Genomic DNA, 12,885 nt, shown 5'->3' on the forward strand with positions numbered 1-12,885 from the left:
GAACGAGCCATTTAACCCGGAAAATTGGCCCCGGGAAAGAGGTCAGGGAGCGAATCCCCCCGGCAGGGGGTGATAGCGGCGCTCATCACTGCGGTGCAGCATCGAACAGCGTTGCGTGCCGACGGCAGAGCTGCTATGTTGATGTCAAAGCAAGGCCCAGGCAACAAATCTTCCTACATCGAAAGGAACGAGATGACTGTACCGAGCAACAAAACGGACCCGCCGTCCGTCAAACCCCATCCATTCTGGTTGATCCCGGTCGGCGCGCTGGTCGGCTGCCTGCTGTTCCTGACAGGCGAGGACGGGCCGCTGGCGCAGCAAGCCTTTATCGGCGCCATGTGGGGCGCATTTGGCGCGGTGCCGGTGGTGATGGTGTCCGCCTTCATCCTGATCACCCTGAACCACCGCCGCGAGAGCGCCGAGTGGGAGAGCCACAGCCTGAGCTGGTACCTGAGCACCCATCCCGAGTGCGTGGTGGCGCGTTCCGAGGTGCATTGCCACTCGTGCGGCGAGGCGCGGGTCCACCGGCGCAACATGAACAGCCGCGGCGACGTGCGCGCCGTCGTGTGTTCCGAGTGCGGCGAAGTCCTCTACTACGAACGCGACGCCTGACGGCGGCGCCGTCCCGGCCCGCGCATCGATCCGTGGCGGGCCGCGAAGCGGCTCAGAGGTGGTAGTCGATGATCAACGGCGCGTGGTCGGAGAAGCGCTCGTCCTTGTAGATCGAGACGGCTTTCGCGCTGGCCGCGATGCCCGGGGTGGCCACGTGGTAGTCGATCCGCCACCCCACGTTCTTGGCCCAGGCCTGGCCGCGGTTGCTCCACCAGGTGTACTGCTCGGGGCGCTGGTCGATCCCGCGGTGCACGTCCACCAGTCCCAATTCATCGAAAATGCGCGTCATCCACGCGCGTTCTTCGGGCAGGAAGCCTGAATTCTTCTGGTTGCCCTTCCAGTTCTTCAGGTCGATTTCCTTGTGCGCGATGTTCCAGTCGCCGCAGATCACCACTTCGCGGCCCTCGGCCTTGAGCTCCGAGAGGTGTGGCAGGAACACGTCCATGAAACGGAACTTGGCTTCCTGGCGCTCGGGCGAGGACGAGCCGGACGGGCAGTACACCGAGATCACGGTCAGGTTGCCCAGGTCGCAGCGGGTGTAGCGGCCTTCGGCGTCGAATTCAGGGCAGCCAAAGCCGATGCGGACGGCGTCCGGCTTGCTGCGGCTGTACACGCCGGTGCCCGAATAGCCCTTCTTCTCGGCATAGTGGAAGTGGCCGTGGTAGCCGTGCGGCGCGAGGAATTCCTCGGTCATGTCGGCCTCCTGGGCCTTGAGCTCCTGGACGCAGATGAAATCGGCGTCCTGCTTGCCCATCCAGTCGAAGAAGCCCTTCTTGTGGGCGGAGCGGATGCCGTTGAGGTTGGCGGAGATAATTCGTGGCATGGGCAGTGGGGAAGAGGGGCAAACCGGGCGCTGGCAGATTACAATACAGCCCGTCTTTTATTTTTGGGGTTATCGTGAACAACTTGCGCCAAGAGTTTATCGCGTTTTCGGTCTCGACGGGAGTGCTGAAGTTCGGCGAATTCACCACCAAGGCCGGCCGCCAGTCGCCTTACTTCTTCAACGCGGGGCTGTTCCACGACGGCGCAACGCTGGGCCAGCTGGCGCAGTTCTACGCGCAGACGCTGCTCGATTCGGGTATCCAGTTCGATATGCTGTTCGGGCCGGCGTACAAGGGCATCACGCTGGCCAGCGCCACCGCCGTCGCGCTGGCCGCCAAGGGCCGCAACACGTCGTACGCGTACAACCGCAAGGAAGCCAAGGACCACGGCGAAGGCGGCACCATCGTCGGCGCCAGGCTGCAGGGCAAAGTGGTCATCGTGGACGACGTGATCTCGGCCGGCACCTCGGTACGCGAGTCGGTGGACATGATACGCGCCGCCGGCGCCGAGCCGTGCGCGGTGCTGATCGCGCTCGATCGCATGGAGCGCTCGGGCAAGGACGGCGCGCTGTCCGAACATTCGGCGGTGCAGGAAGTGTCGAAGGAATTCGGCATCCCGGTGATCTCGATCGCCAACCTCGACGACCTGTTCGGCTACCTGTCCAGCCATGCGGACGACCCGCAGCTGGCGCAGTTCAAGGACAAGGTGGCGGCGTACCGCACGCGCTACGGCGTCTGACGCATGCGCACGTCGTTCCCGCGCAGGCGGGAACCCATGCTGAGCGTGACTGTACGCGGCTCATGGATCCCCGCCTGTGCGGGGACGACCATCTGAATTCAACAGGTAAGCGCGTCTTCTCAGGCGTTTGCCGCCTTCGGCGCGTACAGCGCCAGCTGGTCCGCGAGCGCTTTCTTGAAAGCCGGGCGCGCGGTGCAGCGCTCCTGATACGCCTTCAGGTGCGGGAACCGGGCCACGTGATCGGTCGCGCCGAGCAGGCGCAGCACCGTGGCCATCAGGATGTCGGCAGCGCTGAAGTCGCCCGCCAGGTACTGGCGTCCTTCCAGCCATGCATCCAGGTCGTGCAGGCGTTGTCCCAACGATTCTTCCAGTGCCGGCCGGCGCTCCTTGGCCCATGCTTCTTCGGCCGAAAATACGAGCAGGCTGACCAGGTTGAGCACGTGCGGTTCGACCGTGCTGAGCGCCGCGAACATCCATGCGTGAGCCTGGGCGCGGGCAGCGGGCGCGGCCGGCAGCAAGCCGTGCGCTTTCTCGCCCAGGTGCAGCAGGATCGCGCCCGACTCGAACAGCGACAAGCCATCGTCGTCCAGCATCGGCACTTGGCCAAAGGGCTGCTGCTGGCGGTATGCCGGGCTGCGCCGCTCATCGAACTCGATCAGGCGCAGCTGGTACGGCTGGCCGGTTTCTTCGAGCGCCCAGCGCACGCGCAGGTCGCGCACGAAGCCGATGGCAAACGAGGGCACGGAGCGGAAGGTCGTCAGGGTGTACATGGTGGTCTCCTTGGTTGGACAAACCGCAGCATACGGAGCTTGATAATATGTTCAAGAACATATTTTGAATCGCCCGATAATGTGAGCCGAGGAGGACAACAAGATGCCCTACACCAGCGAGCACAAGGCACGTACCCGCGCGCGGATCGTCGAGTCCGCGCGCAAGCTGTTCAACCGGCACGGCTTCGAGAAGGTGTCGATCGACACCATCATGGCCGACGCGAGGCTCACGCGCGGTGGCTTCTACAATCACTTCGGCAGCAAGGATGAACTGTATGCGGCGGCCGTCGAGAGCTTCAGTTCATGCAATCCGTTCCGCCCGGACTTCAAGGGCCGGCCGGCCCCGACGCCAATGGAGCTGGCGCGCAGGATCGTGGACATCTACCTGAGCGACGAGGTGCTTGGCAGCCCCGACTACCATTGCCCGCTGTACGCACTGCCTGGTGACGTGGCGCGGGCAGGGCTGATGCCGCAGAAGGCGTACACCCAGCTGGTGCGTAACCTCACTGAGGTCTATCGGCGCGCGCTGGCCGGGACCGAGGATGGCGAACAGCGCGCGCAGGCAATCCTGTCCCTGTGTGTGGGCGGCATGCTGCTGGCACGCACCACCGAAGACGCCGCGCTGCGCAGTTCGCTGCGGGCGTCGGCCCGGCGGCAGGCGCTGGCGCTGCTTGGCGATTGTTGAGAGGGGTGCGATAGCTCGTGTACTCGAACGCGGAGGCAAAGCAGGGCCAGCTTATTCATGAGGCTGCTACTCGACGAGTCATTGTCGGTTGAATTCAAAGAAGGTTCTTGGTCAGCGCGTAACGCACGCCGCCAGGAGGAAAATCGGCAAGCCTGCTGTGGATCACATAGCCCAGCTTTTCGTAGAAGGGCAGTGCCTGGAAGCTGAGCGTTTCAAGGAAAACGCGCGGACAGCCGCGGCGAATGGCTTCCTGTTCCGCTTCCGCCATCAAGGCCGTGCCATGGCCACCCCCGCGCAGCGCATCCGGCAGCCACAGCGCCTGCACCTGCAGCCAGCCCAGGTAGGTGGCGCCAAGCAGGCCGCCAACCACCGTGCCCTCGGCGTCGCGCAGCGTGACAAGCAGGTAATTGGGCGTTTCGCCGGCAGCCCTGGACGCATTGAACTCGGTCAGGCCGCGCACGATCGCCGCCATGTCGCCCGGTTCGGGCCTGGTTTCGACTGCCACGACGTATTCGCTGGTCACGCTGCCTCCGTTGGGGTTGGACTGTCGGGCATCGTGACACGGGCGCGTGGCCAGCGCAATAAAAAAACCGGGGCATGCCCCGGTCTTTTGCGTGAAGATGCAGCGCGCTTAGCCAGCCAGCTTCTTCTTCAGCAGCTCCGTCACCTGCGCCGGATTGGCTTTGCCCTTCGATGCCTTCATGGTCTGGCCGATCAGCGCGTTGATCGCCGCTTCCTTGCCGGCGCGGTACTGCTCGACCGACTTGGCGTTGTTGGCCAACACCTCATCCACGATCGCTTCCAGCGCGCCGGTGTCGGAAATCTGCTTCAGGCCCTTCTGCTCGATCACGATGTCGGCCAGGTTCTCGTCGCCCGACTTCGCTTCCCACATCGCCTGGAACACTTCCTTGGCCGCCTTGTTCGAGATGGTGCCGTCGGCGATGCGCTTGAGGAGCAGGGCCAGTTGCGACGCTTCCACCGGCGCCTCGTTGATCGACACGCCTTCGCGGTTCAGGGTCGAGGACACGTCGCCCATCATCCAGTTGGCGGCGGCCTTGGCGTTTTCCTTGCCGGCCTTGGCGACGATCGCTTCGTAGTAGGTCGCCATCTCCTGCGACGAGGTCAGCACGTTGGCGTCGTACTCCGGCAGGCCGTAGTCGTTCACGAAGCGCGCGCGCATCGCGGCCGGTAGCTCGGGCATGTCGGCCTTCACGCGTTCGATCCAGTCCTGGCCGATCACCAGCGGCGGCAGGTCCGGGTCCGGGAAGTAGCGGTAGTCCTGCGCGTCTTCCTTGGTGCGCATCTCGCGCGTTTCCTTGCGGTCCGGGTCCCACAGGCGCGTGGCCTGCACCACCTTGCCGCCGTCCTCGATCAGCTCGATCTGGCGCCGCACTTCGTAGTGGATCGCCTCTTCCATGAAGCGGAACGAGTTCAGGTTCTTGATCTCGCAGCGGGTGCCGAATTCCTTCTGGCCGAGCGGGCGCACCGACACGTTCACGTCGCAGCGGAACGAGCCTTCCTGCATGTTGCCGTCGCAGACGCCGAGCCACATCACCAGCGAGTGCAGGGCCTTGGCGTAGGCCACCGCCTCGGCGGCGCTGCGCATCTCGGGCTCGGACACGATCTCGAGCAGCGGCGTGCCGGCGCGATTGAGGTCGATGCCGCTCATGCCGGCGTAGTCCTCGTGCAGCGACTTACCGGCGTCTTCCTCGAGGTGGGCGCGGGTCAGGTTGACGGTTTTCGATTCCTGCTTGCCGTCCTTCTCGTACCAGAAGCTGATGGTGCCGCCCTGGACCACCGGGTCCTCGAACTGGCTGATCTGGTAGCCCTTGGGCAGGTCGGGGTAGAAGTAGTTCTTGCGGGCGAACACCGAGACGGGGGCGATTTTTGCGCCCACGGCCAGGCCGAAGCGGATCGCGCGTTCGACCGCGCCGCGGTTAAGCACCGGCAGCACGCCCGGCAGCGCCAGGTCCACCGGGCTGGCCTGGGTGTTGGGTTCGGCGCCGAACTTGATCGAGCTGCCGCTGAAGATTTTGGAGTTGGTCGTGAGCTGGACGTGGTTCTCAAGACCGATGACGACTTCCCATTGCATGATTGTGTTCTCTTTTCCGAGTATTCGAGCGCGGGTTGAACGCGTGGGCACAAGCCCTTGGCGGTCCCGCCCCCCCTACGTTTACACGCCTTCAGGGGCGCGGGTGTGCCAGTCGGTCGCTTGTTGGTACTGGTGCGCGATGTTCAGCAGCTTGGCCTCGGCGAAGTAGTTGCCGATGATTTGCAGGCCGACCGGACGGTTGGCGTTCTTCTCGCCCTGGCCGAAACCGACCGGGATCGACATGCCGGGCAGGCCCGCCAGGCTGGTGGACAGCGTGAAGATGTCGGCCAGGTAGTTGGCCACCGGGTCGTTCGATTTCGCGCCCAGGTCCCAGGCCACGCTCGGGGCCACCGGGCCCATGATGACGTCGCACTGGTCGCGGAAGGCGGCCTGGAAGTCGTCGGCGATCATGCGGCGGATCTTTTGCGCCTGCACGTAGTAGGCGTCGTAGTAGCCGTGGCACAGCACGTAGGTGCCGACCATGATGCGGCGCTGGACCTCGGGGCCGAAGCCCGCGGCGCGGGTCTTCTTGTACATGTCCTGCAGGTCCTTGTACTCCGGCGCGCGAAAGCCGTAGCGCACGCCGTCAAAGCGCGACAGGTTCGAGGATGCCTCGGCCGGCGCGATGATGTAGTAGGTCGGGATCGACAGGCTGGTGCGCGGCAGCGAGATGTCCACCAGGGTGGCGCCCAGCTTGACGAACTGCTCCAGCGCGGCGCGCACGGCGGCCTCCACATCGGCGGCCAGGCCCTCGCCGAAGTACTCCTTCGGCACGCCGATGCGCAGGCCGGCCAGCGGCTTGTTCAGGTCGCGGGCAAAGTCTTCGCGCACGTTGCCCTGCTCGGGCGTGAGGCTGGTCGAGTCGCGCTCGTCAAAGCCCGTCATTTCGTTCAGCAGCAGCGCGCAGTCCTCGGCGGTCTGCGCCATCGGGCCGCCCTGGTCGAGCGAGGAGGCGAACGCGATCATGCCGAAGCGCGAGACGCGGCCGTAGGTGGGCTTGATGCCGGTGATGCCGCAGAAGGCGGCAGGCTGGCGGATCGAGCCGCCGGTGTCGGTGCCGGTGGCGCCCGGCGCCAGGCGCGCGGCCACTGCCGCGGCCGAGCCGCCCGACGAGCCGCCCGGCACGGCCTGCTGGTCCCACGGGTTCTTCACCGCGCCGAAGGCCGAATTCTCGTTCGAGCCGCCCATGGCGAACTCGTCGCAATTGAGCTTGCCGAGCGTGACCATGCCGGCTGCATTGAATTTTTCGACGACGGTCGCGTCGAATGGGCTGACGTAGTTGCCCAGCATTTTGGACGAGGCGGTCGAGCGCCAGCCGCGCGTGACGAAGATGTCCTTGTGCGCGATGGGCACGCCGGTCAGCACGCCCGCGGTGCCCTGGGCGATGCGTTGGTCGGCGGCCCTGGCCTGCGCCAGTGACAGCTCGGGCTCGACGTCCAGGAAGGCGTTCAGGTTGCTGGCGGCGATGCGGTCCAGGTAGTGCTGGGCCAGTTCGGTGGCCGACACCTGCTTGGACTGGAGCAGCGCCGACAGTTCTTTGATGGTCTTGTTATGCATGCTGCGTACCTTGTTATTCGATCACTTTCGGCACCAGGTACAGGCCGTCCTGGGACTTGGGCGCGGGCTTCTGGTAGTCCTCGCGGTGGTTTTCCTCGGTCACCACGTCCTCGCGCAGGCGCAGCGGCAGCTCCAGGATGCTTGATAGCGGCTGGGCGAGCGGCGCCACGCCGCTGGTGTCGACCGCCTGCATCTGTTCGGCCAGCGCGAAGATGCCGTTCAACTCGGTGAGCATCTTCTCGGCGTGGGCTTCGTCCATATCGAGCTGGGCCAGGTTGGCGATCCGTTTAACGTCTGATAGTGTCAGGGACATGGCTAGGGCGCGGCATGGCTGCCGCGGGTAAAAATGGTTGGGCGAATGATAAAACCTCAATGCGCGCCGGCTACCGCCGATAAAAGCCTGGTAACGCGGCCCAATTCGCTTGTCTCGTCCTTGTGAAATCGAAGAGGATTGGGCGAAATAATCGGCAAATTATAAGGTAGAATGGCGGGCTAATGCGTTGCTGGCGCCGAAACGGGCCGGCCGCGGGGCCGCCAGCGGCCAGCCGCGGCAACCGGCCACGGCACGGCATCTCCACTCCATCAATGTTTAGCGCACCCGACGTGCGCAATCAGGACACACATGTTTGGTTTTTTACGCAGCTACTTTTCGAATGACCTGGCAATCGACCTGGGCACCGCCAATACGCTGATCTATGTGCGCGGGCTGGGCATCGTGCTGGACGAGCCGTCGGTCGTCGCGATCCGCCAGGAGGGCGGGCCGAACGGCAAGAAGACCATCCAGGCCGTCGGCAAGGAAGCCAAGCAAATGCTCGGCAAAGTCCCGGGCAACATCGAAGCGATCCGTCCCATGAAAGACGGCGTGATCGCCGACTTCACCGTCACCGAGCAGATGCTCAAGCAGTTCATCCGCATGGTGCACGACTCCAAATTCTTCCGCCCGTCGCCGCGCATCATCATCTGCGTGCCGTGCGGCTCCACCCAGGTCGAGCGTCGCGCGATCCGCGAGTCGGCACTGGGCGCGGGCGCCTCGCAGGTGTACCTGATCGAAGAGCCAATGGCCGCCGCCATCGGCGCCGGCCTGCCGGTGGCCGAGGCGACCGGCTCGATGGTGGTGGACATCGGCGGCGGCACCACCGAGGTCGGCATCATCTCGCTGGGCGGCATGGTGTACAAGGGCTCGGTGCGCGTGGGTGGCGACAAGTTCGACGAAGCGATCGTCAACTACATCCGCCGCAACTACGGCATGCTGATCGGCGAGCAGACCGCCGAGGCCATCAAGAAGGCGATCGGTTCGGCCTTCCCGGGTTCCGAAGTCAAGGAGATGGAAGTCAAGGGCCGCAACCTGTCCGAGGGCATCCCGCGCTCGTTCACGATCTCGAGCAACGAGATCCTGGAAGCGCTGACCGACCCGCTCAACAACATCGTCTCGGCCGTCAAGAACGCGCTCGAACAGACCCCGCCGGAACTGGGCGCCGACATCGCCGAGAAGGGCATGATGCTCACCGGCGGCGGCGCGCTGCTGCGCGACCTGGACCGCTTGCTGATGGAAGAGACCGGCCTGCCGGTGCTGGTGGCCGAAGATCCGCTGACCTGCGTGGTGCGCGGCTCGGGCATGGCGCTCGAGCGCATGGACAAGCTGGGCTCGATCTTCTCATACGAATAAGCGTGTACTGCGCCTAGACGCGGGCAGCGCGCGCGGCTTTCCCTGGCCGCGCGACTGCCCGCGTTGACCTTGGGGCCCGGCGCATTCATTATTCTCAACTCATGGAATACAGTCCTCCGCCACTTTTCAAACAGGGCGCCCCGGCGCGGGTGAAGGTGACGGTGTTCGCGCTCATTTCCATTGCGCTGCTCGTCATCGACGCGCGCCTGCACGCGCTCACCGCGGTGCGCCAGGTGGCAGCGACGATCCTGTACCCGTTCCAGATGGTGGCCCTGATGCCGCGCGACGCGCTCGCCTCGATGGGTGACTACTTTTCGTCGCTGTCGTCGCTGCAGAAGGAAGTGGCCGAGCTCAAGAGCCAACAGGTGGCCACCTCGCAGGCGCTGCAGCAGGCGCAGTTGCAGATGGCGGAGAATGCCCACCTGCGCAAGCTCATGGACGCGCGCGAGCACTTGCCGGTGCACTCGATGATGAGCGAGATCCTGTACGACGCGCGCGACCCGGCGGTGCACAAGGTCGTGCTCGACCGCGGCATGAAGAACGGCGTCACGCTGGGCCTGCCGGTCATCGACCACGCCGGCGTGGTGGGCCAGGTCACGCGCGTGTTCCCATTCACCTCCGAGGTGACGCTCTTGACCGACAAGGAGCAGGCGATTCCGGTGCAGGTGCTGCGCTCGGGCCTGCGCAGCGTGGCCTACGGCCGCGGCCAGTCGGGCCTTTTGGACCTGCGTTTTGTGGCGCCCAACGCCGACATCCAGGTGGGCGACGTGCTGGTCACGTCGGGCCTGGACGGCATGTACCCGGCCGGGCTGGCGGTGGCCAAGGTGATCCAGGTCGAGAGCGTCGGCCAGGGCGCGTTCGGCCGCGTGGTATGCCAGCCGCTGGCCGGCATCGACCGCAACCGGCAACTGCTGATCGTGATGTCGCGCGAGGCCAAGCCGGCGCGCCCGCCCGCGGAAGCCGGCAAGACGGTCGCGCTGAACAAGAAGAACCTGCCGGCGATGGACCCGGTGCCGCTGCCGCCGCTGCCTTCGGCGCCGCTGCCGGCACAGCAGCCTTCCGGCGCCGCGCCCGCACCCGGAGCGGCCCAGGCGCCCGGCGCAACGGTCCAGGGCGCACCAGCGGCAACCGGCGCTGCCCAGCATCCGCCGGCCGCAACCAACGCCGTTCCGCAAGCGGCTGCCAGCCCGCGCGGCGCCGCCGGCACGCCGGCCCAGCCGCCAGCGGCGGCGACGTCGGCGCAGCGCGCGCCGTCTCCGGCCACGGTGCCGGCCGCAGGGGGCGCGGTGCTGCGCGCTGCACCCGCGGCCGCCACGCCGGCACAGGCCGCGGCCGCGCAAAAGCTGTCGCAGCCGGCGCGCGCCGGCGCCACCACCGCCGCGGCCGCCGTGCCGCAGCCGGCGCAACGCAAGGAGGGCGCGTAATGCCGACCGCGAACCGCCCGCAATACATCCTGCTGCCGGTCAGCCCGCTGTTCATCGCGTTCAGCCTGACCTGCGCCTTCATGCTCAACCTGCTGCCCTGGGGGCGCTGGGTGGGCGCGCCCGATTTCGCCGCGCTGGTGCTGGTATTCTGGGGCATCCACCAGCCGCGCAAGGTCGGCATCGGGGTGGCTTTTTCGATGGGCCTGTTGATGGACGTGCACGACGCGACCCTGCTCGGCGAGCACGCGCTGTCGTACACGCTGCTGTCGTACCTGGCGATCATGATCCACCGCCGCGTGCTGTGGTTCCCCGTGATCACCCAGGCGATGCACGTGTTCCCGCTGCTGCTGTTCGCGCAGGCGATCCAGTCGATCGTGCGCCTGATGGCGAGCGGCCGCTGGGCGGGCTGGCTGCAGTTCATCGACAGCGCGGTTGCCGTCGCGCTGTGGCCGCTCATCACGTGGCTGCTGCTGGCGCCGCAACGGCGCGCGATCGACCGCGACCATACGCGTCCGATCTGAGTAGTACCAATGACCGAGATAAAAGACAACGACCGCGAAATCCACCTGTTCCGCATGCGCCTGACTGCGGTGGTGGTGTTCGTGTTCATCTGCTTTGGCCTGCTGGTGGCGCGCTTCGTGTGGCTGCAGGTGATCAAGCACAGCGAGTACATGGCGCAGGCGGAGGACAACCGCATCGCGCTGGTGCCGATCGTGCCCAACCGCGGCCTGATCGTGGACCGCAACGGCGTGGTCCTGGCGCGCAACTACTCCGCTTATACGCTCGAGATCACGCCGTCCAAGCTGCAGGCCAACATGGACTCGGTGATCGACGAGCTGGCCAAGCTGGTCACCATCGAGGCCAAGGACCGCAAGCGCTTCAAGCACCTGCTGGAAGAGTCGAAGAACTTCGCCAGCGTGCCGATCCGTACCCGCCTGACCGACGAGGAGGTGGCGCGCTTCACCGCGCAGCGCTTCCGCTTTCCGGGCGTGGAAGTGCAGGCGCGTCTGTTCCGTCAGTACCCGCTGGGCGAGACCGCCTCGCACGTGATCGGCTACATCGGCCGCATCAACCAGAGCGAGGCCAACGACCTGGCCGGCAGCGACGACGCCGCCAACTACAACGGCACCGACCACATCGGCAAGGAAGGCCTGGAGAAGAGCTACGAGCGCCAGCTGCACGGCGTCACCGGCTACGAGGAAGTGGAACGCTCGGCCGGCGGGCGCGCGATCCGCACGCTGTCGCGCACCGCGCCCACCTCGGGCCAGAACCTGATCCTGTCGATCGACATCGAGCTGCAGAAGGTGGTCGAGCAAGCGTTCGGCGACTACCGCGGCGCGCTGGTGGCGATCGAGCCGTCCACCGGCGACATTCTGGCGTACGTGTCGCGCCCCGGATTCGACCCCAACCTGTTCGTGGACGGCATCGACGCCCAGAGCTGGAACGAGCTGAACACCTCGCTGGACCGGCCGCTGATGAACCGCCCGCTGTCGGGCACCTATCCGCCGGGCTCCACCTTCAAGCCGTACATGGCGCTGGCCGCGCTGGAGCTGGGCAAGCGGCGTCCCGAATACGGCATTTCGGACCCCGGCTTCTTCATGCTGGGCGGGCACCGCTTCAACGACGACAAGAAGGGCGGCCACGGCTTCATCGACATGTACCGCTCGATCGTGCTGTCGTGCGACACCTACTATTACCAGCTCGGCAACGATATGGGCATCGACGCGATCAGCAAATTCATGGCGCCGTTCGGCTTCGGCCAGATCACCGGCATCGACCTGCTGCACGAGCAGAAGGGCGTGCTGCCGTCGCAGGAGTGGAAGCGCGAGCGCTTCAAGAAAAACCGCGCGGCCCAGAAGTGGGTGGGCGGCGACACGATCTCGATCAGCATCGGCAACGGCTTCAACAACTACACGCCGCTGCAGATGGCACACGCGGTGGCCACGCTGGCCAACGACGGCATCGTGATGAAGCCGCACCTGGTCAGGACGGTGGAGGACCCGGTGTCCAGGAAGCGCACCCTTACCGTACCGAAGGAGAGCGCGCGCATCCCGCTCAAGCAGGAGAACATCGACATCATCAAGCGCGCCATGGTGGGCGTGATCACCGAAGGCACCGGCGCGCAGGCGTTTCGCGGCATCCCGTACACGGCCGGCGGCAAGACCGGCACCGCGCAGGTGGTGGGCCTGAAGGGCGGCAAGTACAACGCGGCGATGACGCCGGAGCGGCTGCGCGACAATGCGCTGTTCATCGCATTCGCGCCGGCGGATCATCCGCGCATCGCGCTGGCGCTGGTGGTCGAGAACGCCGGCTTTGGCGCGGCGGTGGCCGCGCCGATCGCGCGCAAGGCGCTCGACTACTACCTGCTGGGCAAAAAGCCGGGCGAGAAGGACAAGCCGCTGCCGCCGCAGCCGAACCCGGATACCGAGCCGCCTTCGGATCCGCAGACCACGGCGCCGGCGGGCGCGACCAGTGAATTCAGGCCCGGCGGCGAAACGGCCGGGAACAAGGAGTAAGCC

At 66.0% G+C, this 12,885-nt stretch carries 13 protein-coding genes; 7 read left to right on the top strand and 6 right to left on the bottom strand.

Annotated elements, in window-relative coordinates; genetic code table 11:
- Positions 1 to 192 precede the first annotated feature (192 nt).
- Entirely contained in the window at positions 193 to 612 is a 420-nt protein-coding gene (locus NX773_RS19835; RefSeq protein WP_258858012.1) for a hypothetical protein, read from the top strand.
- Between the two features lie 52 nt (positions 613 to 664).
- Here NX773_RS19835 and NX773_RS19840 read toward each other — a convergent pair whose 3' ends face one another.
- Positions 665 to 1,435, bottom strand: a complete 771-nt coding sequence (locus NX773_RS19840; RefSeq protein ID WP_258858013.1) for an exodeoxyribonuclease III — start codon at positions 1,433 to 1,435, stop codon at positions 665 to 667.
- Between the two features lie 74 nt (positions 1,436 to 1,509).
- Between NX773_RS19840 and pyrE the strand changes: the two genes are divergently transcribed.
- Positions 1,510 to 2,172: an orotate phosphoribosyltransferase gene (gene pyrE, locus NX773_RS19845; protein WP_258858014.1), complete on the top strand. Its 663-nt coding sequence runs from the start codon at positions 1,510 to 1,512 to the stop codon at positions 2,170 to 2,172.
- A 119-nt stretch (positions 2,173 to 2,291) separates the two neighbouring features.
- Here pyrE and NX773_RS19850 read toward each other — a convergent pair whose 3' ends face one another.
- Entirely contained in the window at positions 2,292 to 2,942 is a 651-nt protein-coding gene (locus NX773_RS19850; RefSeq protein ID WP_258858015.1) for a glutathione S-transferase family protein, read from the bottom strand.
- A 103-nt stretch (positions 2,943 to 3,045) separates the two neighbouring features.
- On the opposite strand from NX773_RS19850, the gene NX773_RS19855 reads away from it, so the two are divergent.
- Complete coding sequence (locus NX773_RS19855; RefSeq protein WP_258858016.1) at positions 3,046 to 3,627, top strand: TetR/AcrR family transcriptional regulator; 582 nt, start codon at positions 3,046 to 3,048, stop codon at positions 3,625 to 3,627.
- Positions 3,628 to 3,721: 94 nt separating this feature from the next.
- Here NX773_RS19855 and NX773_RS19860 read toward each other — a convergent pair whose 3' ends face one another.
- From NX773_RS19860 to gatC, 4 genes are all read right to left on the bottom strand, one after another.
- Positions 3,722 to 4,150 carry a GNAT family N-acetyltransferase gene (locus NX773_RS19860; RefSeq protein ID WP_258858017.1) on the bottom strand — a complete coding sequence of 143 codons (429 nt, stop codon included), beginning with the start codon at positions 4,148 to 4,150 and terminating at the stop codon, positions 3,722 to 3,724.
- A 108-nt stretch (positions 4,151 to 4,258) separates the two neighbouring features.
- Positions 4,259 to 5,719: an Asp-tRNA(Asn)/Glu-tRNA(Gln) amidotransferase subunit GatB gene (gene gatB, locus NX773_RS19865; RefSeq protein WP_258858018.1), complete on the bottom strand. Its 1,461-nt coding sequence runs from the start codon at positions 5,717 to 5,719 to the stop codon at positions 4,259 to 4,261.
- Between the two features lie 81 nt (positions 5,720 to 5,800).
- A complete protein-coding gene (gene gatA, locus NX773_RS19870) occupies positions 5,801 to 7,276 on the bottom strand; it encodes an Asp-tRNA(Asn)/Glu-tRNA(Gln) amidotransferase subunit GatA (protein WP_258858019.1) in 1,476 nt (491 codons plus the stop codon).
- 13 nt (positions 7,277 to 7,289) lie between these two features.
- Positions 7,290 to 7,589, bottom strand: a complete 300-nt coding sequence (gene gatC, locus NX773_RS19875; RefSeq protein ID WP_258858020.1) for an Asp-tRNA(Asn)/Glu-tRNA(Gln) amidotransferase subunit GatC — start codon at positions 7,587 to 7,589, stop codon at positions 7,290 to 7,292.
- 309 nt (positions 7,590 to 7,898) lie between these two features.
- Here gatC and NX773_RS19880 point away from each other — a divergent pair, with 309 nt between their 5' ends.
- The 4 genes from NX773_RS19880 (at position 7,899) to mrdA (ending at position 12,882) form a co-directional block, all read left to right on the top strand.
- The gene (locus NX773_RS19880) at positions 7,899 to 8,942 is read left to right on the top strand and encodes a rod shape-determining protein (protein ID WP_036235315.1); all 1,044 of its coding nucleotides are present in this window, start codon (positions 7,899 to 7,901) and stop codon (positions 8,940 to 8,942) included.
- Between the two features lie 101 nt (positions 8,943 to 9,043).
- The gene (mreC, locus tag NX773_RS19885; protein ID WP_258858021.1) at positions 9,044 to 10,366 is read left to right on the top strand and encodes a rod shape-determining protein MreC; all 1,323 of its coding nucleotides are present in this window, start codon (positions 9,044 to 9,046) and stop codon (positions 10,364 to 10,366) included.
- Positions 10,366 to 10,887: a rod shape-determining protein MreD gene (mreD, locus tag NX773_RS19890; protein WP_258824568.1), complete on the top strand. Its 522-nt coding sequence runs from the start codon at positions 10,366 to 10,368 to the stop codon at positions 10,885 to 10,887. The genes mreC and mreD overlap by 1 nt, the downstream gene beginning before the upstream one ends.
- 9 nt (positions 10,888 to 10,896) lie before the next feature.
- A complete protein-coding gene (gene mrdA / locus NX773_RS19895; protein WP_258858022.1) occupies positions 10,897 to 12,882 on the top strand; it encodes a penicillin-binding protein 2 in 1,986 nt (661 codons plus the stop codon).
- Positions 12,883 to 12,885 lie beyond the last annotated feature (3 nt).

Source organism: Massilia solisilvae (assembly GCF_024753215.1).
Taxonomy (GTDB): Bacteria; Pseudomonadota; Gammaproteobacteria; order Burkholderiales; family Burkholderiaceae_D; genus Telluria; species Telluria solisilvae.